Source organism: Pseudomonas sp. RIT-PI-S, assembly GCF_025642975.1.
GTDB lineage: Bacteria > Pseudomonadota > Gammaproteobacteria > Pseudomonadales > Pseudomonadaceae > Aquipseudomonas.
On record NZ_JANZKJ010000001.1, the window covers coordinates 767,447 to 790,227 of the forward strand.

At 62.2% G+C, this 22,781-nt stretch carries 21 protein-coding genes, 5 tRNA genes and 1 riboswitch; of the genes, 22 read left to right on the top strand and 4 right to left on the bottom strand.

Annotated features, from left to right (window positions below):
- Window positions 1-40 precede the first annotated feature (40 nt).
- The 11 genes from OGL93_RS03555 (at window position 41) to astE (ending at window position 11,144) form a co-directional block, all read left to right on the top strand.
- Window positions 41-730, top strand: a complete 690-nt coding sequence (locus OGL93_RS03555; RefSeq protein WP_263260980.1) for an ABC transporter permease — start codon at window positions 41-43, stop codon at window positions 728-730.
- Window positions 727-1,425: an ABC transporter permease gene (locus tag OGL93_RS03560; protein ID WP_263260981.1), complete on the top strand. Its 699-nt coding sequence runs from the start codon at window positions 727-729 to the stop codon at window positions 1,423-1,425. Before OGL93_RS03555 ends, OGL93_RS03560 begins: the two co-directional genes overlap by 4 nt.
- A 54-nt stretch (window positions 1,426-1,479) precedes the next feature.
- A complete protein-coding gene (locus OGL93_RS03565) occupies window positions 1,480-2,244 on the top strand; it encodes an ATP-binding cassette domain-containing protein (protein ID WP_263260982.1) in 765 nt (254 codons plus the stop codon).
- A gap of 64 nt (window positions 2,245-2,308) precedes the next feature.
- Window positions 2,309-3,289: a transcriptional regulator ArgR gene (gene argR / locus OGL93_RS03570; RefSeq protein WP_263260983.1), complete on the top strand. Its 981-nt coding sequence runs from the start codon at window positions 2,309-2,311 to the stop codon at window positions 3,287-3,289.
- Window positions 3,290-3,544: 255 nt separating this feature from the next.
- Complete coding sequence (locus OGL93_RS03575; protein WP_263260984.1) at window positions 3,545-4,765, top strand: aspartate aminotransferase family protein; 1,221 nt, start codon at window positions 3,545-3,547, stop codon at window positions 4,763-4,765.
- Between the two features lie 58 nt (window positions 4,766-4,823).
- Window positions 4,824-5,840: an arginine/ornithine succinyltransferase subunit alpha gene (aruF, locus tag OGL93_RS03580; RefSeq protein ID WP_263260985.1), complete on the top strand. Its 1,017-nt coding sequence runs from the start codon at window positions 4,824-4,826 to the stop codon at window positions 5,838-5,840.
- Window positions 5,841-5,915: 75 nt separating this feature from the next.
- Window positions 5,916-6,950 (top strand): arginine N-succinyltransferase, encoded by a 1,035-nt coding sequence (gene astA, locus OGL93_RS03585; protein ID WP_263260986.1) that lies wholly within the window; start codon window positions 5,916-5,918, stop codon window positions 6,948-6,950.
- A complete protein-coding gene (gene astD, locus OGL93_RS03590; protein ID WP_263260987.1) occupies window positions 6,947-8,407 on the top strand; it encodes a succinylglutamate-semialdehyde dehydrogenase in 1,461 nt (486 codons plus the stop codon). The genes astA and astD overlap by 4 nt, the downstream gene beginning before the upstream one ends.
- 66 nt (window positions 8,408-8,473) lie before the next feature.
- Window positions 8,474-9,820 carry an N-succinylarginine dihydrolase gene (gene astB, locus OGL93_RS03595; protein ID WP_263260988.1) on the top strand — a complete coding sequence of 449 codons (1,347 nt, stop codon included), beginning with the start codon at window positions 8,474-8,476 and terminating at the stop codon, window positions 9,818-9,820.
- Window positions 9,821-9,833: 13 nt separating this feature from the next.
- A complete protein-coding gene (locus tag OGL93_RS03600) occupies window positions 9,834-10,127 on the top strand; it encodes a topoisomerase II (protein ID WP_263260989.1) in 294 nt (97 codons plus the stop codon).
- 21 nt (window positions 10,128-10,148) lie between these two features.
- Window positions 10,149-11,144 (top strand): succinylglutamate desuccinylase, encoded by a 996-nt coding sequence (astE, locus tag OGL93_RS03605; RefSeq protein ID WP_263260990.1) that lies wholly within the window; start codon window positions 10,149-10,151, stop codon window positions 11,142-11,144.
- 172 nt (window positions 11,145-11,316) lie between these two features.
- Here astE and OGL93_RS03610 read toward each other — a convergent pair whose 3' ends face one another.
- The gene (locus OGL93_RS03610) at window positions 11,317-11,784 is read right to left on the bottom strand and encodes a 6,7-dimethyl-8-ribityllumazine synthase (RefSeq protein ID WP_263260991.1); all 468 of its coding nucleotides are present in this window, start codon (window positions 11,782-11,784) and stop codon (window positions 11,317-11,319) included.
- A gap of 79 nt (window positions 11,785-11,863) precedes the next feature.
- Window positions 11,864-12,017, bottom strand: a riboswitch (FMN riboswitch).
- Window positions 12,018-12,171: 154 nt separating this feature from the next.
- Here OGL93_RS03610 and ltaE point away from each other — a divergent pair.
- The 9 genes from ltaE (at window position 12,172) to mgtE (ending at window position 20,405) form a co-directional block, all read left to right on the top strand.
- A complete protein-coding gene (ltaE, locus tag OGL93_RS03615) occupies window positions 12,172-13,197 on the top strand; it encodes a low-specificity L-threonine aldolase (protein WP_263260992.1) in 1,026 nt (341 codons plus the stop codon).
- Between the two features lie 117 nt (window positions 13,198-13,314).
- Entirely contained in the window at window positions 13,315-15,939 is a 2,625-nt protein-coding gene (gene alaS / locus OGL93_RS03620; protein WP_263260993.1) for an alanine--tRNA ligase, read from the top strand.
- Window positions 15,940-16,026: 87 nt separating this feature from the next.
- The gene (locus OGL93_RS03625) at window positions 16,027-17,262 is read left to right on the top strand and encodes an aspartate kinase (protein ID WP_263260994.1); all 1,236 of its coding nucleotides are present in this window, start codon (window positions 16,027-16,029) and stop codon (window positions 17,260-17,262) included.
- A gap of 151 nt (window positions 17,263-17,413) precedes the next feature.
- Window positions 17,414-17,602, top strand: a complete 189-nt coding sequence (gene csrA, locus OGL93_RS03630) for a carbon storage regulator CsrA (RefSeq protein WP_263260995.1) — start codon at window positions 17,414-17,416, stop codon at window positions 17,600-17,602.
- 62 nt (window positions 17,603-17,664) lie between these two features.
- A tRNA-Ser gene (locus OGL93_RS03635) sits at window positions 17,665-17,755 on the top strand.
- A gap of 46 nt (window positions 17,756-17,801) precedes the next feature.
- A tRNA-Arg gene (locus OGL93_RS03640) sits at window positions 17,802-17,878 on the top strand.
- 69 nt (window positions 17,879-17,947) lie between these two features.
- Window positions 17,948-18,024: transfer RNA gene (locus OGL93_RS03645), tRNA-Arg, on the top strand.
- 70 nt (window positions 18,025-18,094) lie between these two features.
- A tRNA-Arg gene (locus OGL93_RS03650) sits at window positions 18,095-18,171 on the top strand.
- A gap of 791 nt (window positions 18,172-18,962) precedes the next feature.
- Window positions 18,963-20,405 (top strand): magnesium transporter, encoded by a 1,443-nt coding sequence (mgtE, locus tag OGL93_RS03655; RefSeq protein WP_263260996.1) that lies wholly within the window; start codon window positions 18,963-18,965, stop codon window positions 20,403-20,405.
- A gap of 81 nt (window positions 20,406-20,486) precedes the next feature.
- On the opposite strand, the gene OGL93_RS03660 is transcribed toward mgtE, so the two are convergent.
- The gene (locus OGL93_RS03660) at window positions 20,487-20,819 is read right to left on the bottom strand and encodes an Arc family DNA-binding protein (RefSeq protein ID WP_263260997.1); all 333 of its coding nucleotides are present in this window, start codon (window positions 20,817-20,819) and stop codon (window positions 20,487-20,489) included.
- Between the two features lie 472 nt (window positions 20,820-21,291).
- On the opposite strand from OGL93_RS03660, the gene phnN reads away from it, so the two are divergent.
- Window positions 21,292-21,879 (top strand): phosphonate metabolism protein/1,5-bisphosphokinase (PRPP-forming) PhnN, encoded by a 588-nt coding sequence (phnN, locus tag OGL93_RS03665; RefSeq protein WP_263260998.1) that lies wholly within the window; start codon window positions 21,292-21,294, stop codon window positions 21,877-21,879.
- On the opposite strand, the gene OGL93_RS03670 is transcribed toward phnN, so the two are convergent.
- Together OGL93_RS03670 and OGL93_RS03675 are read right to left on the bottom strand one after the other, a co-directional pair.
- Window positions 21,860-22,045: a PA3371 family protein gene (locus OGL93_RS03670; RefSeq protein WP_263260999.1), complete on the bottom strand. Its 186-nt coding sequence runs from the start codon at window positions 22,043-22,045 to the stop codon at window positions 21,860-21,862. The genes phnN and OGL93_RS03670 overlap by 20 nt on opposite strands.
- A 12-nt stretch (window positions 22,046-22,057) precedes the next feature.
- Window positions 22,058-22,300: a hypothetical protein gene (locus tag OGL93_RS03675; RefSeq protein WP_263261000.1), complete on the bottom strand. Its 243-nt coding sequence runs from the start codon at window positions 22,298-22,300 to the stop codon at window positions 22,058-22,060.
- A gap of 391 nt (window positions 22,301-22,691) precedes the next feature.
- On the opposite strand from OGL93_RS03675, the gene OGL93_RS03680 reads away from it, so the two are divergent.
- Window positions 22,692-22,766 (top strand) — tRNA-Arg (locus tag OGL93_RS03680).
- Window positions 22,767-22,781: the final 15 nt, after the last annotated feature.

Consider the following 22,781-nt stretch of genomic DNA (forward strand, 5'->3'; position numbering starts at 1 on the left):
CCGCGCGATGCGTCCCCGCTCATTCAGAAGGTTTGCGAGCATGTTGAAAGGCTACGGCGAGGTCATCCTCGAGGGGGTCGGCCTGACCCTGCAACTGGCGCTCTCGTCCATGGCGCTGGCAATCGTCCTGGGCCTGGTAGGCGCCGCGTTCCGACTGTCGCCTATACGCCTGCTGGCGTGGCTGGGCGAGCTGTACTCCACGGTGATCCGCGGCATTCCGGACCTCGTGCTGATCCTGCTGATTTTTTATGGCGGGCAGGACCTGATCAACCGGGTCGCGCCCTTGGTCGGCTATGACGACTACATCGACCTCAACCCGTTGATGACCGGGGTGTTCACCCTGGGCTTCATCTTTGGGGCCTACCTGTCAGAAACCTTCCGCGGCGCGTTCATGGGCATTCCCAAGGGGCAAGCCGAAGCCGGCATGGCCTATGGCATGAGCAGCCTGCAGATTTTCTATCGGGTGCTGGTGCCGCAGATGATTCGCCTGGCGATTCCCGGCTTCACCAACAATTGGCTGGTACTGACCAAGGCCACGGCGCTCATCTCCGTGGTGGGTTTGCAAGACATGATGTTCAAGGCCAAGCAAGCGGCCGACGCCACCCGTGAGCCCTTCACCTTTTACCTGGCGGTGGCGGGGCTGTACCTGCTGATCACCAGCGTGTCGCTGCTGTTGCTCAAATGGCTGGAGCGACGCTACTCCGTAGGGGTAAGGACGGCGGAATTATGATCTTCGACTACAACGTGATCCTGAGCAGCCTGCCGCTTTACCTGGCCGGTTTGCTTGAAACCCTCAAGCTGCTGGCCCTCTCGCTGTTGTTCGGCCTGGCCGCCGCCCTGCCGCTAGCGTTGATGCGGGTATCTCGCCAGCCATGGATCAACGCGCTGGCCTGGAGCTATACGTATGTGATCCGCGGTACGCCGATGCTGGTACAGCTGTTTTTGATCTACTACGGCCTGGCCCAGTTCGCCGCGGTGCGTGAAAGCGTACTGTGGCCTTGGCTGTCGAGTGCGACCTTCTGCGCCTGCCTGGCGTTTGCCATCAACACCAGCGCTTACACGGCCGAGATCATCGCCGGCAGCCTGCGTGCCACGCCCCATGGGGAAATCGAGGCGGCACGGGCGATGGGCATGTCGCGGGCATTGATGTACCGCCGCATCCTCCTGCCATCGGCCATGCGCCGGGCGCTGCCGCAGTACAGCAACGAAGTGATCATGATGCTGCAGACCACAAGCCTGGCCTCCATCGTCACCCTGATGGACATCACCGGCGCGGCGCGGGCGGTCAACGCCCGTTACTACCTGCCGTTCGAAGCCTATATCACCGCTGGCGCTATCTACCTGTGCCTGACCTTCGTGCTGGTGCGGCTGTTCAAGCTGGCGGAGCGACGCTGGCTGGGCTACCTGGCACCGCGCAAGGGCTAAGCGCATTTGCGGGCGGCCTCAGCGCCGCCCGGCCTTATTTCAGAGACCGACCCCATGAACAAACTCGAAGTACAGGACCTGCACAAGCGCTACGGCAGCCATGAAGTGCTCAAGGGCGTGAGCCTGGCCGCCAAGGCCGGCGACGTGATCAGCATCATCGGCTCCAGCGGCTCGGGCAAAAGCACCTTTTTGCGCTGCATCAACCTGCTGGAACAGCCTTGGTCCGGGCGCATCCTGCTCAACAACGAGGCGCTGACGCTGGTGCCGAACAAGGGCGGCGGCCTCAAGGCGGGCGACCCCAAGCAGCTGCAACGCATGCGCTCACGCCTGGCCATGGTGTTCCAGCACTTCAACCTGTGGGCCCACATGACCGCGTTGCAGAACGTGATCGAGGCCCCGGTGCATGTGTTGGGCATGAACAAAAAAGAAGCATTGGAGAAGGCCGAGTATTATCTGGCCAAGGTTGGCGTGACGCACCGCAAGGATGCCTACCCTGGGCACATGTCTGGCGGTGAGCAGCAACGCGTCGCCATCGCCAGGGCACTGGCGATGGAGCCAGAAGTGATGCTGTTCGACGAACCAACGTCTGCATTGGACCCCGAGCTGGTGGGCGACGTGCTCAAGGTGATGCAGTCGCTGGCCCAGGAAGGACGTACCATGGTGGTGGTTACCCATGAGATGGGTTTCGCCCGCGAGGTGTCCAACCAAGTGGTATTCCTGCACAAGGGGCTGGTGGAAGAGCGCGGTGACCCACGAGAAGTGTTGGCTAACCCGCAGTCGGAGCGCCTGCGTCAGTTCCTCTCCGGTAGTCTTAAATAAGCAAGCCTCCCGTCGCCTGGCTCGGCGGTCGGCTATTCGAATTCAAACGTGTGGATTTTTTTAAATGACCGCCCAGCGTATCGGTTTTCTCATCTGGCCCGGCACCAAGGCGCTGACCCTGGCCTTGGCCGAGGAAGCCTTGAGCGTCGCTCGCAGGGTGCACCCTGAGGCGCTGTACGAGCCATTGTTCCTCCACGCCGAAGCGCTTCCCGCCGGCGCTTGGCAATTGCCCGGCGAGCCTTGGGCGGGCCGGCTCGAGGGCTGCCAGAAACTCTTTCTGGTCGCGGACGAGCCACCTTCGGCGCTGTCACCCGCCTTGGCCAGCGCGATCAAGCAATTGGTGCGCGGCGGCTGCGTGATTGGCGGCTTGTCCGCTGGCATCTACCCGCTGGCCCAGTTGGGCTTGCTTGATGGTTATCGGGCTTCGGTGCACTGGCGCTGGCAGGACGACTTCGCCGAACGTTTTCCGAAGGTGATCGCTACCAGTCATTTGTTCGACTGCGATCGCGACCGCCTCTCCGCATGTGGCGGGCTCGCTGTGCTGGACCTGATGCTGGCGTTGCTGGCGCGTGACCACGGCGCCGAGCTGGCCGGGGCGGTCTCCGAGGAACTGGTGGTCGAGCGGATTCGAGAGGGCGGCGAGCGCCAGCGCATCCCGCTGCAGAACCGCTTGGGCTCGAGCCATCCCAAGCTGACCCAAGCGGTGTTGCTGATGGAAGCGAACATCGAAGAACCGCTGACCACCGATGAAATCGCCCAGCATGTGTGCGTGTCTAGGCGCCAACTGGAACGGATCTTCAAGCAGTACCTCAACCGCGTACCCAGCCAGTACTACCTGGAACTGCGCTTGAACAAGGCCCGCCAGATGCTGATGCAAACCAGCAAGTCGATCATCCAGATCGGCCTGTCCTGTGGTTTCTCCTCGGGGCCGCACTTCTCTAGCGCCTACCGTAACTTCTTCGGCGCCACCCCTCGTGAAGACCGCAACCAGCGCCGCACCGGCAGCCCCTTCGAGCTTGCACCGGTGCCCGCCGAGCGGGGTTGAGCCTGCGCGCACCCTCCCTGCCTGTAGGTGCGGTTGGCGCCCGCGAAGGGCGTCCACCACGGTTCGCCGAGTGGCGCGGGCTTCCTACACTGTTTTATTCTGACGCTATATGTCGCATTGCTGAAAGCCCCGGTTTTTCGGGGTTTGTGGCTGTAACAAGTTGTCGCTTGGCGGCAAGGCCAAGGGCCAACCCCTCTTTACAATCCTTCCATCGCCGGCCACTTTCGGGCCGGCGCTTCGCTTCAGGAGACGCTGATGTCCGCTGATCACGCCCAGGTGCAACGCGCCGATTTCGACCAGGTAATGGTCCCCAACTATGCGCCGGCGGGGTTCATTCCCGTGCGTGGGGCAGGCTCTCGAGTCTGGGACCAGGCCGGGCGTGAGCTGATCGATTTCTCCGGCGGCATCGCGGTCAACGTACTCGGCCATGCCCATCCGGCCTTGGTTGGCGCCCTGACCGAACAAGCGAACAAGCTGTGGCATGTTTCCAACGTGTTCACCAACGAGCCGGCTCTGCGCCTGGCCAAGAAGCTGGTGGCCGCGACCTTCGCCGAGCGGGTGTTCTTCTGCAACTCCGGCGCGGAAGCCAACGAAGCTTCGTTCAAGCTGGCGCGTCGGGTCGCTCACGACCTGTATGGCCCCGAGAAATGCGAGATCATCGCCGCGGTCAACAGCTTCCATGGGCGGACCCTGTTCACCGTCAGCGTGGGCGGCCAGCCCAAGTATTCCGATGGCTTCGGGCCGAAAATCGAAGGCATCACTCATATTCCTTACAACGACCTGGCTGCGCTCAAGGCAGCCATCTCGGACAAAACCTGCGCCGTAGTGCTCGAACCCATTCAGGGCGAGGGCGGTGTGCTGCCGGCCGAGCAGGCCTACCTGGAAGGCGCGCGCGCCCTCTGTGACCAGCACAACGCCCTGCTGGTGTTCGACGAAGTGCAGAGCGGCATGGGTCGCAGCGGGAAACTGTTCGCCTACATGCACTATGGGGTCACCCCAGACATCCTCTCCAGCGCCAAGAGCCTGGGCGGCGGCTTCCCTATCGGCGCCATGCTGACTACCGACAAGCTTGCCAAGCACTTGGCGGTAGGCGTGCACGGTACTACCTACGGCGGCAACCCCTTGGCCTGCGCCGTGGCCGAGGCTGTGGTCGATGTGATCAACACTCCCGAGGTGCTCAAGGGCGTGGAAGAGCGCCACCAGCGCTTCGCTACCCGCCTGCGCGCCATCGGCGAGAAGTACAAGGTGTTCACCGAGGTGCGTGGTTTGGGCCTGCTGATCGGTTGCGCCCTCAGCGAGCCGTGGAAAGGCAAAGCGAAGGAGTTCTTCAACGCCGCCGAACGTAACGATGTGATGATCCTGCAAGCCGGCCCGGACGTGGTTCGCTTCGCGCCGAGCCTGGTGATCGACACCGTAGACATCGACGAAGGCCTGGACCGCTTCGAGCGGGCGGTCGCCCAGTTGACCCAGGCCTGACGGCCCACCGGCGGGGCCTGGCGCCCCGCTTTTATTTTCTTATTCAAGGAGTGGCACCATGCTGGTGATGCGCCCTGCGCAAATGGCTGACCTGGACGAGGTGCAACGGCTCGCCGCGGACAGCCCGATCGGTGTCACTTCGCTGCCCGACGACCTCGAGCGCCTGCGCGACAAAATCGTCGCTTCCGAGGCGTCCTTTGCCGCTGAAGTCAGCTTCAACGGCGAAGAGAGCTATTTTTTCGTGCTGGAAGATACCGTTCGCGGCCGCTTGGTCGGCTGTTCGGCGATCGTTGCCTCGGCGGGGTATTCCGAGCCGTTCTACAGTTTTCGCAACGAGACCTTCGTGCATGCCTCGCGTGAGCTGAAGATCCACAACAAGATCCACGTGCTCTCGCAGTGCCATGACCTGACCGGCAACAGCTTGCTCACCAGCTTCTACGTGTTGCCTGAACTGGTCGCCACGCCCTGGGCGGAGCTCAACTCGCGCGCCCGCTTGCTGTTCATGGCTAACCACCCGGAGCGCTTTGCGGACTCGGTGGTCACCGAAATCGTCGGCTACAGCGACGAGCATGGCGACTCGCCGTTCTGGGATGCGATCGGGCGTAACTTCTTCGACATCAACTACGCCGCCGCCGAGCGCCTGTGCGGGTTGAAGAGCCGGACGTTCCTCGCCGAGCTGATGCCGCATTACCCCATTTACGTGCCGCTGCTGCCCGATGCCGCCCAGGAAGCCATGGGCCAGGTGCATCCGCGTGCACAGATCACCTTCGATATCCTCATGCGTGAAGGATTCGAGACCGAGCATTACATCGACATCTTCGACGGCGGGCCGACCCTGCACGCGCGGGTTTCGAACATCCGCTCGATCGCCAACAGCCGGGTGGTTCCCGTACGCATCGACGAAACCGGCAAGGGCGGGCGGCAGTACCTGGTCGCCAATGGCCAGTTGCAGGACTACCGCGCTGCCTTGCTCGAGCTGGACTGGGCGCCCGGCAAACCGGTAGGCCTGCCGGCGGCGGTGGCCGAGCGGCTTGGCGTGGGCGACGGCAGCAGCGTGCGCCTGGTCGCGGTGTAACTAGCAGGGTTCGTTGCCTGGCGCAGGCCAGGCCGAAGATCGCGGCCCTTTGAAGCGGCCGCCCGAGGAGAAAGCATGATTGTTCGTCCCGTACGCAGCAGCGACCTGAGCGCGCTGATCGACCTGGCCCGCGGCACAGGCCCCGGCCTTACCACCTTGCCGGCCAACGAGGAACGCCTCGGCCAGCGGGTCGAGTGGGCGGAAAAGACCTTTCGCGGTGAAGCGGAGCGGGGCGACACGGATTACCTGTTCGTGCTCGAAACCGACGATGGCACCGTGGTCGGCACCTCGGCCATCGCCGGCGCCGTGGGCCAGCGCGAACCTTGGTACAACTACCGAGTGGGCCTGACGGTCAGCGCCTCCAAGGAGCTGAACATCTATCGGGAAATCCCGACGTTGTTCCTGGCCAACGACCTTACGGGCAACTCCGAGCTGTGCTCGCTGTTCCTGCGCGATGACATGCGCAGCGGCCTCAATGGCCGGCTGCTGGCCAAGGCGCGGCTGTTGTTCATGGCCGAGTTCACCTCGCTGTTCGGCAACAAGGTGATCGCCGAACTGCGTGGCATTTCCGATGCAGGCGGCCGCTCGCCGTTCTGGGAAAGCCTGGGGCGCTACTTCTTCAAGATGGAGTTCAGCCAGGCGGACTACCTCACCGGCGTGGGCAACCGCGCGTTCATCGCCGAGCTGATGCCCAAGTTCCCGCTGTACACCTGCTTCCTTTCCGAACCCGCGCGCGAGGTCATCGGCAAGGTGCATCCCGACACGGAGCCAGCGCTGGCGATGCTCCGTGGCGAGGGCTTCAACTATCAGGGGTACGTGGATATTTTCGACGCAGGGCCAGCGGTGGAATGCGAGGTCGCGAAGATTCGCGCCGTGCAGGAGAGCAAGACGCTGGTGCTGGCGGTCGGCACCCCCGGCGACGATGCGCCGGTGTATCTGATCCATAACCGCCAGATGGAGCAGTGCCGCATCACCGCGGCGCCCGCTCGCCTGGCCGCGGGCACCCTGGTGGTGGACCCGCTCACCGCGCGCCGCTTGCGGCTGCATGCTGGCGACCAGGTTCGCGCGGTGCCTTTGTCACCCAATACGGCTCTGGAGGGCCAGCCATGACCACTCTGTTTATCGGCGGGCAATGGCTCGCAGGCCAAGGCGAGGCTTTCCAGTCCCTGGACCCGGTCAGCCAGCGGGTGTTGTGGGACGGGCAGGGCGCCTCGGCGCAGCAGGTCGAAGCAGCGGTGGCTGCGGCTCGCGAAGCCTTCGCTGGCTGGGCTAGCCTTGCGCTGGAAAGCCGCATCGGTTACCTGCAGGCCTTCGCTGAGCGCTTGAAGGCGCACGCGGACGCCCTGGCTCGCTGCATCGGTGAAGAAACCGGCAAGCCGCTGTGGGAAGCAGCCACCGAAGTGACCAGCATGGTCAACAAGGTGGCGATCTCGATCCAGGCCTACAACGAGCGCACCGGCGAGAAGAGCAGTGTGCTCGGCGATGCCAATGCCGTGCTCCGGCACAAGCCGCACGGTGTGGTCGCGGTGTTCGGCCCTTACAACTTCCCTGGCCACCTACCTAACGGGCACATCGTGCCGGCGCTGTTGGCGGGCAACACTGTGGTGTTCAAGCCCAGCGAACTGACCCCCGCGGTCGCCGCCTTGACCGTTCGCTGCTGGCAGGAAGCCGGGCTGCCCGCCGGTGTGCTCAACCTTGTGCAGGGCGCGCGGGAAACCGGCATCGCCCTGGCCGCGGCAGACATCGACGGGGTGTTCTTCACCGGCTCCAGCCGTACCGGCAACCACCTGCACCAGCAGTTCGCCGGGCGGCCAGACAAAATCCTCGCTCTGGAAATGGGCGGCAACAACCCCTTGGTGGTTGACCAGGTTCAGGACCTCGACGCCGCGATCTACACCATCGTGCAATCGGCGTTCATCTCCGCCGGGCAGCGCTGCACCTGCGCGCGGCGCTTGCTGGTGCCGGCCGGGGCCTGGGGCGATAGCCTGATCGCCCGCCTGGTGGACGTCACCCGGGCGATCCGCGTGGGTGCCTTCGATGAACAACCGGCGCCGTTCATGGGCGCGGTGGTATCGCTGGCTGCGGCGCAAGCCCTGATGCAGGCCCAGGCCGAACTGCTGGCTCAAGGCGCCGAGGCGTTGCTGCCAATGACCCAACCCAACCCTGGCGCGGCATTGCTCACGCCAGGCTTGCTCGACGTTACCGCGGTGGCCGAGCGCGTGGACGAAGAGCTCTTCGGCCCACTGCTGCAAGTGGTGCGCTATACCGACTTCGACGGCGCCATCCGTGAAGCCAACAACACCCGCTATGGCCTGGCCGCAGGCTTGTTGTCGGATTCGGCCGAGCGTTACCAGCAGTTCTGGCTGGGTAGCCGTGCCGGCATCGTCAACTGGAACAAGCAATTGACCGGTGCTGCCAGCAGCGCGCCCTTCGGCGGCGTTGGCGCTTCGGGCAACCATCGCGCCAGCGCCTATTACGCGGCCGATTATTGCGCCTTCCCGGTGGCCTCGCTGGAAGCCGAGCGGGTGAGCCTGCCGCCGTCGCTGACGCCGGGCGTGACCCTGTAGCAGGTGTGCGCTGCAAGCCGCTGGACGAGCCATGAGACCTAAAAGAATTTTGCTGGAGCCGAGCCGATGAAAGCGTTTGAAGTCAACTTTGACGGGCTGGTGGGGCCGACCCACAACTATGGCGGGCTGTCTTATGGCAACGTCGCTTCCCAAAGCAACAGCCAGGCGCAGTCCAACCCGCGCGAAGCGGCACGGCAAGGCTTGGCCAAGATGAAGGCGCTCAGCGACATGGGCTTCGTCCAGGGCGTGCTGGCGCCACAGGAGCGCCCGGATGTAGCGGGCCTGCGCCGCCTGGGCTTTGCCGGCAGCGATGCCGAGGTGATCGCCCAAGCCGCCCGCGACGCCATGCCGATCTTCGCTGCCAGTTGCTCGGCGTCGAGCATGTGGGTAGCCAATGCCGCTACCGTCAGCCCCGGTGCCGATACTGCGGACGGGCGCGTGCATTTCACCGCCGCCAACCTCAATTGCAAGTACCACCGGAGCATCGAGCACCCCACCACCAGCCGGGTGCTGGCGGCGATGTTCGCGGACGAAGCACGTTTCGCTCACCATGCCGCGCTGCCCGCGGTCGCTCAGTTCGGCGACGAAGGCGCTGCCAACCATACACGGTTCTGCCGCAGCTATGGCGAGCCGGGTGTCGAGTTCTTCGTCTATGGCCGCGCGGCGTTCGATAGCCGGCGGCCGGTGCCGCAGCGCTACCCGGCGCGGCAGACCCTCGAAGCGTCCCAGGCCGTGGCGCGCTTGCATGGGCTGAGCGAGGAGGGGACGGTCTACGCCCAGCAAAATCCGGCGGTCATCGACCAAGGTGTGTTCCACAACGACGTGATCGCGGTGGGTAACGGGGAAGTGCTGTTCTACCACCAGGACGCCTTCCTGGACACCGAGCAGGTGCTGGGCGAGCTGGCGGCCAAGCTGGGCAAGCGCGGCGGGCAGTTTCAGGCAATCAGCGTGCCGCGTGACCAGGTCAGCGTGGAAGACGCGGTACGCTCGTATCTGTTCAACAGCCAACTGCTTACCCGCGCCGACGGCCGCATGCTGTTGATCGTTCCCGAGGAATGCCGTGCCAACCCGCGGGTGTGGAACTACCTCCAGGGGCTGACCGCCGGTAATGGCGCCATTGCCGAAGTGTGCGTTTTCGACCTCAAGCAAAGCATGCAGAACGGCGGCGGGCCTGCTTGCCTGCGCCTGCGCGTAGCACTGAACGAACAAGAGCTGGCGGCGGTGAACCAAGGCGTTATCATGACCGCCAGCCTGTATGAGCAACTCACCCAGTGGGTCGACCGGCACTATCGCGATCGCCTGAGCGAAGCCGACCTGGCCGATCCGCAATTGCTGGTAGAGTGCCGCACAGCGCTGGATGAACTGACTGGCTTGCTCAAGCTGGGCTCGGTTTATCCTTTCCAACTCAATTGACGAGAGCCCCACTATGTCCGATGCCCTGCGGCTGATCCTTGAAGACGACGACGGCACCCAGCTGGAAACCTCCTGCACCCGGTTCGCCGTGGTATGGCAGGGCAAGGAGGTGTGGATTCAGCAAGGTGGCAATGGTCAGTTGCTCATTGGCGTGGATGTGGAAGACGGGGATACCGAGTATGCCAACCTGCTGCTGCGCCCGATGGCGACCAACCTGGTCAGCCTGCAGCTAGAAATGGAGCCGGTAGAGCAGGACGATGACGCCGACGGCCACATCCATGGCCCCGATTGCGGCCATCATCACTGATCTCGGCGAGGAAACCGGCCCATGCTGTCGCTTGGCAAAATGCTTGAACTCACCCTGGCCGACCGTGAACCGGCACAGAAAACCCAGATGACGGTGAGCGGGACCTGCCTTCGCTGGCTGGCCCACGGTGCCCTGGAAGTCCGCCCTCATGCAGATCGCGACAACGGCCTCGATTTGCTGTTGTCCGCGGGCATTCATGGCAACGAGACCGCGCCCATCGAGCTGCTCGACGAACTGATCCATGCGATCGCTCGCGACGAGCTTCAGCCCCGCGCGCGCTTGTTGTTCCTGTTCGGTAACCCCGAGGCCATCCGCCGCGGCGAGCGCTACATCGAGCAGGATGTGAATCGCTTGTTCAATGGCCGCCATGAACTGTCCAGCGGCTTCGAAGCGATGCGCGCCTGTGAGCTGGAGCGGCTAGCGGCGAGCTTCTTCTCGCTGGAGGGGCGTACCCGGCTGCATTACGACCTGCATACGGCCATCCGTGGCTCACAGTTCGAACAGTTCGCGCTCTACCCCTGGAAAGAGGGGCGAGAGCACTCCCGGCATGAATTGGCCCGGCTGAAGTCGGCGGGGATGCAGGCAGTGCTGCTGCAAAGCCGTCCGGCCATCACGTTCAGCGCGTACACCTACGAACGTCTGGCCGCCGAGGCCTTTACCCTGGAACTGGGCAAGGCACGCCCGTTCGGGCAGAACGGTCAAGTCAACCTGACACGGCTCGATGCCTGCCTGCGGGGGCTGATCGAGGGTAAAGAGGCGGCAATCGATGCTACCCAGTTGGACGGCCTGGCCTTGTTCAACGTGTCGCGGGAGATCATCAAGGGCACCGAGGCGTTTCGCCTGAACCTGCCGGCCGACGTCGAGAATTTTTCCGAGCTGCCCGCAGGGTTTGTGCTGGCCGAGGATGCGGACACCCGCTGGGTCGTGGACGAGCAAAACGCGCGTATCATCTTCCCCAACCCCAAGGTCAAGAACGGCCTGCGCGCCGGCATCGTGATCGTGCCTCACGCCGGCTGAGCCCGGTTGAGGGGAATTTAGGGCTGCGCACGCTTGCCCCGTAGCAGCCCGGCTTGCCGGCGACTGGCCTCACCGCCGCGCAATGCCCGGTCGTCATCGGCTTTGAACCGGTATTACGGTTTGTCGCGAGCAAGCTCGGCGGCTACGGAATCAGTGCTGTGGCGCCCGTCGTTTAGCCCAACAACCCCTTCACATCACGGATTTTCTGCAACGTATCCACGCAGGCTCGGGCCGCTTCCGCGCCCTTGAGGTGGAAGTGGCGGAAGAAGTAATCGTGGTGCTCCTTGCCTTCATGGAAGTGGTGCGGCGTCAGCACTACGGAAAACACCGGCACTTCGGTATCCAGCTGCACCCGCATCAACCCGTCGATCACCGCGTGGGCGACGAAATCGTGCCGGTAGATGCCGCCGTCCACGACCAGGCCGGCGCCGACGATTCCACCATAGCGGCCGGTGCGGGCCAGCAGTTTGGCGTGGAGAGGGATTTCATAAGCGCCGGCGACTTCGAAGCAGTCCACCTGATCGGCGTTGACGCCGAGCCCGGCGAGGGTCTCGATAAAGCCAAGACGACTCTGGTCGACGATGTCCTTGTGCCAGCTGGCCTGGATAAATGCGATACGCGAAGCGGAATTCGATTGCACGGTGACTCTCCTGTTCATCGAGGAATAAACAGGGCACGCGAGGAAGGGACGAGCAGGCGCGAGGCGCCGCAGGCAGGCATCCCGTTCTCTCTTTATCCGGACTATACCGTCGGCCCCGGAATCACACCGGGTCTGCTGACCCCGCCGAAGCGGGCGCTCGCGGGCTAGGCCAGCTAATCAAGCCTGTGGCCATTACCGCCGGTGGGGAATCTCACCCCGCCCTGAGAACGTTTCCACCCGAAGGTGGCGCGGCATTATTAACACAGCCGGGCACGCATGGGGAACCCTCCACCGTAAGGCGTGCTAGATTTTTCCGGCTGGCGCCAGGTCACCCTGGCGCTGGTTCGCCGATAGCGGCCATCCGGCCGTCTGCCCAAGGAGAGGCTGATGAACCTGATCGATCTACGCAGCGACACCGTGACCCGTCCAACCGCTGGCATGCTCCAGGCCATGACCCGCGCCGAAACCGGCGACGACGTGTACGGCGAGGACCCGACCGTTATTCGCCTGGAAGCACGGCTGGCTGAACAGTTGGGGTTCGCGGCGGGGCTGTTCGTGCCCAGCGGGACCATGAGCAACCTGCTTGGGCTCATGGCCCATTGCGAGCGGGGCGATGAATACATCGTTGGCCAACAGGCGCATACCTACAAATACGAAGGCGGCGGCGCGGCGGTGCTGGGCTCGATCCAGCCGCAGCCGCTGGAGAACCAGGCCGATGGCTCGCTGGACCTGCGCCAGGTAGTGGCGGCAATCAAGCCGGACGATTTCCATTTCGCCCGTACTCGCCTGCTGGCCCTCGAAAACACCATGCAGGGCAAGGTGCTCCCGCTTGACTACCTGGCGGCGGCGAAAGCCCTGTGCCGCGAGCGCGGCCTGGGCTTGCACCTGGACGGTGCCCGGTTGTTCAACGCCGCGGTAGCGCTGGGAGTGGAGGCGGGCGCGATCAGCGGCTGCTTCGATTCTGTGTCGGTGTGCCTGTCCAAGGGGCTAGGCGCCCCGGTTGGGTCGGTCCTTTGCGGCGACGCCGCGCTGATAGGCCGCGCCCGGCGCTGGCGCAAGATGGTCGGCGGCGGCATGCGCCAGGCCGGCCTGCTCGCTGCGGCGGGGCTCTATGCTCTGGATCACCAGGTAGCCCGGTTGGCCGATGACCACGCCAACGCACGCCGGTTGGCCGAGGGCCTGCAAGCGCTCGGCTACGCAGTGGAGCCTGTGCAGACCAACATGGTGTACGTGGAGATAGGGCAGGCAGCCATCGCGTTGCGTGACTTCGCTGCCAGCCAGGGTGTTCGGCTGACCGCCAGCCCACGCCTGCGCATGGTCACCCACCTGGACGTCAGCGCCGCCCAAGTAGAACAGGTGATCGAGGTGTTCGCCGGGTTTACCCAGCAAGGCGGATACGAATCGTCCAATTGATGGACTCAATCGTACAAACACACTGTACCCTGGCGGCAGGGCCGATATAATGCGGCCCTTTGCCGTCGTTTCGACGCCAAGCCTACGCCTCTGGCCGCTGTCTCCGTGGAAGAACCTATGAAAAGCGCAGAAATCCGTGAAGCCTTCCTCCGCTTCTTCGAAGAGCAAGGCCACACCCGTGTAGCCTCAAGCTCTCTGATCCCCGCCAACGACCCGACCCTGCTGTTCACCAACGCCGGGATGAACCAATTCAAGGATTGCTTCCTCGGCCAGGAGAAGCGCGCCTACACCCGTGCGGTGAGCAGCCAGAAGTGCGTGCGCGCCGGCGGCAAGCATAACGACCTGGAAAACGTCGGTTACACCGCCCGGCACCATACCTTCTTCGAAATGCTGGGCAACTTCAGCTTCGGCGATTACTTCAAGCGCGACGCCATCACCTTCGCCTGGACGTTCCTGACCTCCGAAAAGTGGCTGAACCTGCCCAAGGAGAAGCTCTGGGTCACGGTCTATGCCAGTGACGACGAAGCCTATGACATCTGGACCAAGGAAGTCGGCGTGCCCGCCGAGCGCATGGTTCGCATTGGCGACAACAAGGGCGCGCCCTACGCGTCGGACAATTTCTGGACCATGGGCGATACCGGCCCGTGTGGCCCATGCACCGAGATCTTCTACGATCACGGCGCCGACATCTGGGGCGGCCCGCCTGGCTCGCCGGAAGAAGACGGCGACCGCTACATCGAGATCTGGAACAACGTGTTCATGCAGTTCAACCGTACCGCCGACGGCGTGCTGCATCCATTGCCCGCGCCGTCGGTGGACACCGGCATGGGCCTGGAGCGGATCAGCGCGGTGTTGCAGCACGTGCACTCCAACTACGAGATCGACTTGTTCCAACACCTGTTGCAAGCGGCGGCCGATGCCGTGGGTTGCAGCAACGACGGGCAACCTTCGCTCAAGGTGGTGGCCGACCACATCCGTTCGTGCGGCTTCCTGATCGCCGATGGCGTGCTGCCTTCCAATGAAGGCCGCGGCTATGTGCTGCGGCGGATCATTCGGCGGGCCTGCCGTCATGGCAACAAGCTGGGCGCCCGCGGGGCGTTTTTCCACCGCATCGTCGCGGCGCTGGTTACCGAAATGGGCGAGGCGTTCCCGGAGCTCAAGAATCAACAGGCGCATATCGAGCGCGTGCTCAAGGGCGAGGAAGAGCAGTTTGCCAAGACCCTCGAGCAAGGCCTGAAAATCCTCGAGCAAGACCTCGCCGAGCTCGAGGGCAGCGTGGTGCCGGGGGCGGTCATCTTCAAGCTGTATGACACCTACGGCTTCCCGATGGACCTCACCGGCGACATCGCCCGCGAGCGGAACCTGACCCTGGACGAAGCTGGGTTCGAGCGTGAAATGGACGCCCAGCGCGAGCGCGCGCGTTCGGCGAGCGCCTTCGGCCTGGACTACAACAGCCTGGTCAAGGTAGAGCAAGACACGCAATTCCTCGGCTACACGACCCACAGCGGAGAGGGCCGGGTCGTTGGCTTATATAAAGACGGGCAGGCTGTACAGGCGCTGGCCGAAGGCGATGAAGGCGTGGTCATCCTCGACCAGACGCCGTTCTACGCAGAGTCAGGTGGCCAGGTCGGTGACCGTGGCTTCCTGCAAGTCGGCAGTGCGCGTTTCCAGGTCAGCGACACCACTAAATCCGGTGGCGCTTTCCTTCATCACGGCCTCGTCGCTGTTGGTGGGTTGCAGGTGGGGGATCAAGTGCAGGCTCAGGTCGAGGGCGACCTGCAGCAGGCGACCTCGCTCAACCACTCCGCCACCCACCTGTTGCATGCGGCCCTGCGCGAGATCCTCGGCGACCACGTGCAGCAGAAAGGGTCGCTGGTCGACAGTCAGCGCCTGCGCTTCGACTTCAGCCACTTCGAGCCGGTCAAGCCAGAACAGATCAAGGCGCTCGAAGACATCGTCAACCGCGAAATCCGTCGTAACACGCCGGTGCAGATCGAGGAAATGGACATCGACAGCGCCCGCGAGAAAGGCGCCATGGCGCTGTTCGGCGAGAAGTACGGCGACCGGGTGCGCGTACTGACCATGGGCGGCGATTTTTCCGTCGAACTGTGCGGTGGTATCCACGCCAAGCGCACCGGCGATATCGCCGTGTTCAAGATCACCAGCGAAAGTGGCGTGGCTTCAGGCGTGCGGCGCATCGAGGCAGTGACCGGTGCCAATGCCCTCAGCCTGCTCAACAGTGCCGAAGAGCAGGTGCGCGAGGCCGCTACCTTGCTCAAGGGCAGCCGCGACAACGTGTTGGACAAGCTTCAGTCGCTGCTTGAGCGCAACCGCCAGCTGGAAAAGCAGCTGGAGCAGTTGCAGGCCAAGGCCGCCAGTGCTGCCGGTGACGATCTGCTCGCCCAGGCCGTTGAGGTCAAGGGCGCCAAGGTGCTCGCTGCGCGCATCGATGGCGTGGACGGCAAGGGGCTGCTGGCGCTGGTCGACCAACTGAAGAACAAGTTGGGCGAGGGCGTGATCCTGCTTGGCGGCGTGCAGGACGACAAGGTCGTGCTGGTCGCCGGCGTCACCAAGGCACTGTCGGCACGAATCAAGGCCGGCGACCTGATGAAGCAGGCCGCGGCAGCGGTAGGGGGCAAGGGTGGCGGCCGGCCGGACATGGCCCAGGGCGGTGGCGTCGATGCCGCGGCGCTGGATCAGGCCTTGGCGTTGGCGGTGCCATTCGCCGAACAAGGGCTTTAAACCCGTGGGTTCGCCACGGCCCCAGCCGTGGCGGGACACTCCGGGACGTTTAATGGGTGCCCTGCGTGGGCGTGAGGCGGCGTTGAAATGGCTTTGATCGTACAAAAGTTTGGCGGCACCTCGGTGGGCTCGATCGAGCGAATCGAACAGGTAGCCGAGAAGGTCAAGAAATTCCGCGAAGCAGGCCACGACCTGGTGGTCGTGTTGTCGGCGATGAGCGGCGAAACCAACCGCCTGATCGACCTGGCCAGGCAGATCAGCGACCAGCCCGAGCCCCGCGAGCTCGATGTGGTGGTTTCGACCGGCGAGCAGGTGACTATCGGCCTGCTGGCCATGGCGCTGATCAAGCGCGGTATCCCGGCTGTGTCCTATACCGGCAATCAGGTGCGTATCCTGACTGACGACGCCTACAACAAGGCGCGCATCCTGCAGATCGACGATCAACGCCTGCGCGAGGATCTTAAAGCGGGCCGGGTAGTGGTGGTGGCAGGCTTCCAGGGCGTGGACCAGAACGGCAACATCACTACCTTGGGGCGTGGGGGGTCCGATACCACTGGCGTTGCCTTGGCCGCGGCGCTCAAAGCCGACGAATGCCAGATCTACACCGACGTGGACGGCGTTTACACCACCGACCCGCGCGTGGTGGCCCAGGCGCAACGGCTGGACAAGATCACCTTCGAGGAAATGCTCGAAATGGCTAGCCTCGGCTCGAAGGTGTTGCAAATTCGCGCCGTGGAATTCGCCGGCAAATACAACGTTCCGCTGCGCGTGTTGCACAGCTTCCAAGAGGGTCCCGGGACCCTGATCACCATTGACGAAGAGGAAACCATGGAACAGCCGATCATTTCCGGCATCGCCTTCAACCGCGACGAGGCCAAGCTGACCATCCGTGGTGTGCCGGACACCCCCGGCGTTGCGTTCAAGATCCTCGGCCCGATCAGCGCGGCAAATATCGAAGTGGACATGATCGTGCAAAATGTTTCGCACGATAACACTACGGACTTCACCTTCACGGTGCACCGCAACGACTACCAGAAGGCCTTGGGGGTGCTGCAAGCCACCGCTACCGAGATCGGCGCCCGCGAAGTGGTAGGGGATACCAAGATCGCCAAGGTATCTATCGTCGGCGTAGGCATGCGCTCTCACGCCGGTGTTGCCAGCCGGATGTTCGAGGCGTTGGCCAAGGAAAGCATCAATATCCAGATGATTTCCACCTCGGAGATCAAGGTTTCGGTGGTCATCGAAGAGAAGTATCTGGAACTGGCCGTGCGCGCCCTGCACACGGCGTTTGATCTGGACGCCGCCGCCCGCCAGGGCGAGTAAGGCAGTCGAGGGCGCGGCCATGACCGCGCCCTTTTCTTTTACGGCCCATGGAGCGCAGCTTTCATGGCCGTTTTGGCAAGCGGAAGGGCCTTGGCCGCCGCGAAGCCCTTTTTTTGCAGACCATTCCCGAAAAGATCATAAGGAGAGTTTCATGCTGATTTTGACCCGCCGCTGTGCGGAGAGCCTGATCATTGGCGATGGGGAAATCACTGTGACGGTGCTTGGCGTCAAGGGTAACCAGGTACGGCTTGGGGTCAACGCGCCTAAGGAAGTCGCGGTTCACCGCGAGGAAATTTACCAACGAATTCGCAAGGAGAAGGACGAAGAACCAAGCCTTTAATTTTCTTCGTTTTTTTTGTTTGCAAACGGGGAAGAACGTGGTTAATATACGCCCCGTGTTGCGGAGAGGTGGCCGAGTGGCCGAAGGCGCTCCCCTGCTAAGGGAGTACACCTCAAAAGGGTGTCGGGGGTTCGAATCCCCCCTTCTCCGCCATTATTCAAAGTGATTCGCTGCATCGCGGATTACCAAAGCAGCACATGCACTCATAGCTCAGCTGGATAGAGTACTCGGCTACGAACCGAGCGGTCGGAGGTTCGAATCCTCCTGAGTGCACCACATCAGAAGCCTTGGAATAACATCCCAAAGCGCTGACACCAGCGGTCACTGGTTTAAAAACGCCAACCTGCACTCATAGCTCAGCTGGATAGAGTACTCGGCTACGAACCGAGCGGTCGGAGGTTCGAATCCTCCTGAGTGCACCATATCAGATGCCTTGGAACGACAGCTCCAAGGCACTGCACCAGAGGTGACTGGTTTAACAAGCGCCAACTTGCACTCATAGCTCAGCTGGATAGAGTACTCGGCTACGAACCGAGCGGTCGGAGGTTCGAATCCTCCTGAGTGCACCATCTCTAGAAACCCGCATCCAAGGATGCGGGTTTTTTTTCGTCTTCAGATAGCTGCCCGCAAGAGCGGAGGCGTTCTAGCTGCAATGTACAGCCATGCGCCTTCCTTCATTGCCGCCAGGGGATGTACTTCTTTGGCTTGCTCTTGCGTGCCTGCGTTGGGGGCCGTTGCGCAGGCGTTCGTGCCGCCTGGGGTGGTGGCGCGGAGCGTTGGGATGCTGCTTCTCGGTTCGCCCTGGACCCGGCAGAAGGTGGCTTGGCCAGTGGGCGCGGTGCGACGCTGCCGGGTGGCGGGTTCCATGCGCGGTAGGGTTCACCGGGTTGCCCGTCAGGGCACGCACTGTGGGTGAAGGTCAGCTCACCGGTGCTGCCTACGCATTTTTGCACTACCGAAGCTTCGGTCTGTTCAGCCATCCCGGCAAGGACCAGCCACTGCAATGCTCGTATGGATATTCTCATCGATGCCCTCCCTGGCGATGCTCGATACGCGTCAGCCGATACCCTGGCTAAGCGTAGCGCCGAAGGCAGCGCGGAACTGGGCAGTCTGTTAAGGGATGTATCGTCATTTAAGCCTGCTATACCCTGTGAGGGAGTGCCGGCAAGCATTTGTAAATCCACAATTTAGTAACTAAAAAATCCGGTTAGCGGGTATGATTGCCGCCGTCTGCCCCGCCGGGGCATTGGAATTCCCTCCATGGACTTACCCAGTAGAACCTTAACCAAGCCTTTGGCCCTTACAGTATTGATTGATTGATCTCCCGGTGTGGTCCACTAACTGGGAGTGGAGTACACCTATGACCGAAGTCGAAGTCACAAATCGGCAAGAAAGCCTGCAGGACCGTCTAGGTCAGGTCGTTGAGCTGCTGCATAAGCAGCGAGTGGTCGAGGACCTGACGCACCGGCAGGAAGGGCAGCACCAGGCGCTGGTCGAAAACCTCGTGCATCGGCAAAACCTTGTGGAGCTGCAGCGCAAGCTCGATGAGCTGCATTCCGCCGACATTGCCTACATCCTCGAAGCGCTGCCGCTTCATGATCGCCTTACCGTATGGCAGTTGGTCAAGGCCGAGCGGGATGGCGACATCCTCCTTGAAGTGTCCGATGCGGTCCGCGAAACGCTCATCGCTGACATGGAGGACCACGAGCTGCTCGCCGCGGCCAAGGAAATGGATGCCGATGAGCTGGCGGACCTGGCGCCGGAGCTGCCGCGGGACGTCGTCCATGAACTGATGGAAAGCCTTGATGCGCAGCAGCGCGAGCGAGTGCGCTCGGCGTTGAGCTACGAGGACGATCAGGTGGGCGCGTTGATGGACTTCGAAATGGTGACGATTCGCGAGGACGTGACCCTGGAGGTCGTGTTGCGCTACTTGCGCCGCCTGCGTGAGCTGCCCGGCCATACCGACAAGGTATTCGTCGTCGACCAGGATGGTGTGCTCAAAGGCGTGCTGCCGGTCAAGCGCTTGCTAGTCAACGACCCCGACAAGCGCGTGGCCGATGTCATGGCCAACGACCCGGTCACGTTTCACCCCGATGCAGACGCCTACGAGGCTGCCCAGGCATTCGAGCGCTATGACTTGGTATCCGCGCCCGTGGTCGACAAGAACCGTCGCCTGATCGGCCGTCTGACCATCGACGAGATGGTCGACCTCATCCGGGAAGAAAGCGAAAGCGAAGTGCTCAACATGGCTGGCTTGCGCGAGGAAGAAGACATCTTCGCCTCGGTCTGGCGGTCCCTGCGCAATCGTTGGTCTTGGCTTGCAATAAACCTCATCACGGCGTTCATTGCCTCTCGTGTGATCGGCTTGTTCGAAGGCTCTATCGAGCGATTGGTGGCGCTTGCGGCGTTGATGCCGATCGTGGCAGGGATCGGTGGCAACTCCGGTAACCAGACCATCACGATGATTGTGCGGGCCATGGCGCTGGACCAGGTCAGTACCGGTAATACTCGGCGGCTGCTTAAGAAAGAATTGTCGGTGGCAGTGTTGAACGGGCTGATCTGGGGGGGCGTGATCGGGATGGTTGCCTGGCTGCTATATCACAGTTGGTCATTAGGCCTGGTGATGACGGCCGCCATGACGCTGAACCTGCTGTTGGCAGCATTTATGGGTGTCGTGATCCCGATGTCGTTGGCAAAGCTCGGAAAGGACCCTGCCATGGGCTCGAGCGTAATGATCACGGCCATGACAGACAGTGGGGGGTTCTTTATTTTCCTGGGCCTGGCAACCCTGTTCCTCATGTAAGCTCGGCGCAAGCCAATAAAAAAGGCCAGCTGAGATGCTGGCCTTTTTTATGTGCGCGTTATGCGCGGCGCCCTTCGGTATTCAGGAAGCATCGGCGTCGGCGGCAAGCTCCACGTCGTGCGCGATCAGCGCAATGAGTGCATTTTGCTGGCGATGGGTAAGTTGACGGAAGCGCTGCAGCAGTTCGCGCTCATGGAGCGACAGCTCCGGGCTATCAAGGCGCATGCTCAGCTCTTCGCCGAGCGCACCCTCTTGAATGAGGCTCTGCTCCAGCCGCGCGATGATCTCGGAGTTCATGCTGCGGTGGTGGGTCCGGGCGACCTCAGCGATGCGTTCGCGCATGCCATCAGGAAGGCGGACGACGAACTTGTCTGCGGTGCGGCTGGAATAGACTGCCTGTTTCATTGGGCGCATATAGTTAACCGGTTAAGTTCAGGAAAGCGGTTCCTCGGAGCGGGCCGCAGGATGTGGGTACGACAGTCATTTTTGCCAAATGTTCCGCCGAAAACGTCGTTTGGCCGAACATTATGCCTGTTGTACGCCATAACCTTGGCGCCAATTCTGTGACAAATTCTGAACCGAACGAAGGCTCTTCGCCAGTACCTAAAATCTGAAATGTGGACTGGTTCGGAAAAATGGCATTTAGCCAGCCCGAGAGCAACCAAATGCCGCTGCGTACTTGCTCGGTTGGACGTTGCATAGGCCGCCATGGACACGTTGGTTTTTTGCCGGCCCGTAAAGGGCGCGGTAACCTAGCGAGGTGTTCCCGAGTTAACCGCTGGCAGTGGAGCAGACGGCCAACGCTTGCGATACCTGGGAAACACAACATTAGACAGCATAGTGGCAATTAGGCTATTGGCGAGTACAGCATCAAGGGGCGGACGAAATGCAGCGAGGGCGGCTGATCTATCTGATGGGAGCGTCCGGCTCCGGTAAAGATAGCCTCATTGAGGCAGCGCGCCACGCGCTGCACGAGCGGGGCATCGAGGTGGTGCGCCGAGTGATCACCCGTTCTGCCGAAGCCAGTGGTGAGCAAGCCATGGGTGTCAGCCAGGAAGCCTTCGAGCAGATGGTGGCGCAGGGGCGTTTTGCGTTGAACTGGAGTGCCAATGGCTTACTGTATGGAATTCCAATAGAGATCGAGCAGGCACTGGCGGCGGGGCGCTGGGTGCTGATGAACGGATCGAGAGGATACCTACCGCACGCCCTGGTGAAATACCCGGACCTTCTGGTGGTGCTGGTGACTGTTAATAGCGAAGCGTTACGTCAGCGGCTGTTTGCTCGAGGGCGAGAAACCCCGGCGGAAATCGAGGCCCGGCTGGCACGCAACGACCGGCTGCATCATACGGGGGCGGCGTGGCGGGGGGAAGCCCCGCAAGTCTATAGTGTCGACAACTCAACCACGTTGCAGGCGGCGACGGCCGCTTTGCTCACGCTGATCGATCAGCAGCGGATCAGCGCAACTGAGGATTGAAACGTATACGTTTTCCTCGAATCAGCGCCAGCACGAACAACACCGCGCAGCCCAGGCTGAGGCTGAGCAGCAAGTTGGTGACAATGCTGGCGGGGTAGGGGACCACGGCGGCGGCAAGAAAGCACAGCAGGGTGCCCGACAGGAAAATCATTGCGGACCTGGACATATCGAACCTGCGTTAGAAAGTGAAGCGATCAAGGCGGCGAGCGGGCGTCTGCAGCATTTCTTCCGCCACCGGGGCATTCGCTGCCAATGCAGTGGCAGGGCTGAGCTCATGCATACCTGCACGCTGTGCCATTGGCCGCTGTACCCAGTCATGCAGATCCACATGCGCCTGGGCATCGTGCGCCGGCGCAAAAAAATGAAACGAAACCATCGTGACCATGGCCAAAGCATTCAGAAGGTAGAGGGCGGCGTTCATCCATGTCTCCAATGTGGTGTAGCTAGCTGACCATTCACAGGTGCCGACTAAAGCGGTAGCAGCGCTCGTGCCAACTGCTCTGTGAATAAAAATCCTTTTTAAATCAATACCTTATAAGCACAATCTAGAAGCTCTTGCATGCATTGTGCATTGTTTGACGCTTTCACCCGTGCACATTGCACGAATACCCTCTCTAAAGTCTAGATGCGACACGGCAATGTGCCGCTATTGCTTAGAACTTTTTGGCTTGCATCACCCCACGATTATGATGCCCTGCAGTGGTTTGCATCTCGCGAAGCGGGGTGATAGATTTGCAGCCGCTTTTCCAAGGCCCTATGCCTGGCTGCGCCCCCGTGATGGGAATCATTGATTCTCTTGGGTTTTGGTACTTGTCCTTGTAGTTCAACGGATAGAACGGGGCCCTCCTAAGGCTCAGATGCAGGTTCGATTCCTGCCGGGGACACCACGCCACCCTCCTTTG

Excerpts from the sequence above, each read along its gene's own strand:
- OGL93_RS03625 (WP_263260994.1), top strand. The coding sequence starts at position 16,027 with ATGGCTTTGATCGTACAAAAGTTTGGCGGCACCTCGGTGGGCTCGATC.
- astD (WP_263260987.1), top strand. The coding sequence starts at position 6,947 with ATGACCACTCTGTTTATCGGCGGGCAATGGCTCGCAGGCCAAGGCGAG.
- astB (WP_263260988.1), top strand. The coding sequence starts at position 8,474 with ATGAAAGCGTTTGAAGTCAACTTTGACGGGCTGGTGGGGCCGACCCAC.
- ltaE (WP_263260992.1), top strand. The coding sequence starts at position 12,172 with ATGAACCTGATCGATCTACGCAGCGACACCGTGACCCGTCCAACCGCT.
- mgtE (WP_263260996.1), top strand. The coding sequence starts at position 18,963 with ATGACCGAAGTCGAAGTCACAAATCGGCAAGAAAGCCTGCAGGACCGT.
- OGL93_RS03600 (WP_263260989.1), top strand. The coding sequence starts at position 9,834 with ATGTCCGATGCCCTGCGGCTGATCCTTGAAGACGACGACGGCACCCAG.
- OGL93_RS03575 (WP_263260984.1), top strand. The coding sequence starts at position 3,545 with ATGTCCGCTGATCACGCCCAGGTGCAACGCGCCGATTTCGACCAGGTA.
- phnN (WP_263260998.1), top strand. The coding sequence starts at position 21,292 with ATGCAGCGAGGGCGGCTGATCTATCTGATGGGAGCGTCCGGCTCCGGT.
- aruF (WP_263260985.1), top strand. The coding sequence starts at position 4,824 with ATGCTGGTGATGCGCCCTGCGCAAATGGCTGACCTGGACGAGGTGCAA.
- OGL93_RS03560 (WP_263260981.1), top strand. The coding sequence starts at position 727 with ATGATCTTCGACTACAACGTGATCCTGAGCAGCCTGCCGCTTTACCTG.
- argR (WP_263260983.1), top strand. The coding sequence starts at position 2,309 with ATGACCGCCCAGCGTATCGGTTTTCTCATCTGGCCCGGCACCAAGGCG.
- OGL93_RS03670 (WP_263260999.1), bottom strand. The coding sequence starts at position 22,045 with ATGTCCAGGTCCGCAATGATTTTCCTGTCGGGCACCCTGCTGTGCTTT.
- OGL93_RS03555 (WP_263260980.1), top strand. The coding sequence starts at position 41 with ATGTTGAAAGGCTACGGCGAGGTCATCCTCGAGGGGGTCGGCCTGACC.
- OGL93_RS03565 (WP_263260982.1), top strand. The coding sequence starts at position 1,480 with ATGAACAAACTCGAAGTACAGGACCTGCACAAGCGCTACGGCAGCCAT.
- OGL93_RS03675 (WP_263261000.1), bottom strand. The coding sequence starts at position 22,300 with ATGAACGCCGCCCTCTACCTTCTGAATGCTTTGGCCATGGTCACGATG.
- csrA (WP_263260995.1), top strand. The coding sequence starts at position 17,414 with ATGCTGATTTTGACCCGCCGCTGTGCGGAGAGCCTGATCATTGGCGAT.
- astE (WP_263260990.1), top strand. The coding sequence starts at position 10,149 with ATGCTGTCGCTTGGCAAAATGCTTGAACTCACCCTGGCCGACCGTGAA.
- OGL93_RS03660 (WP_263260997.1), bottom strand. The coding sequence starts at position 20,819 with ATGCGCCCAATGAAACAGGCAGTCTATTCCAGCCGCACCGCAGACAAG.
- alaS (WP_263260993.1), top strand. The coding sequence starts at position 13,315 with ATGAAAAGCGCAGAAATCCGTGAAGCCTTCCTCCGCTTCTTCGAAGAG.
- astA (WP_263260986.1), top strand. The coding sequence starts at position 5,916 with ATGATTGTTCGTCCCGTACGCAGCAGCGACCTGAGCGCGCTGATCGAC.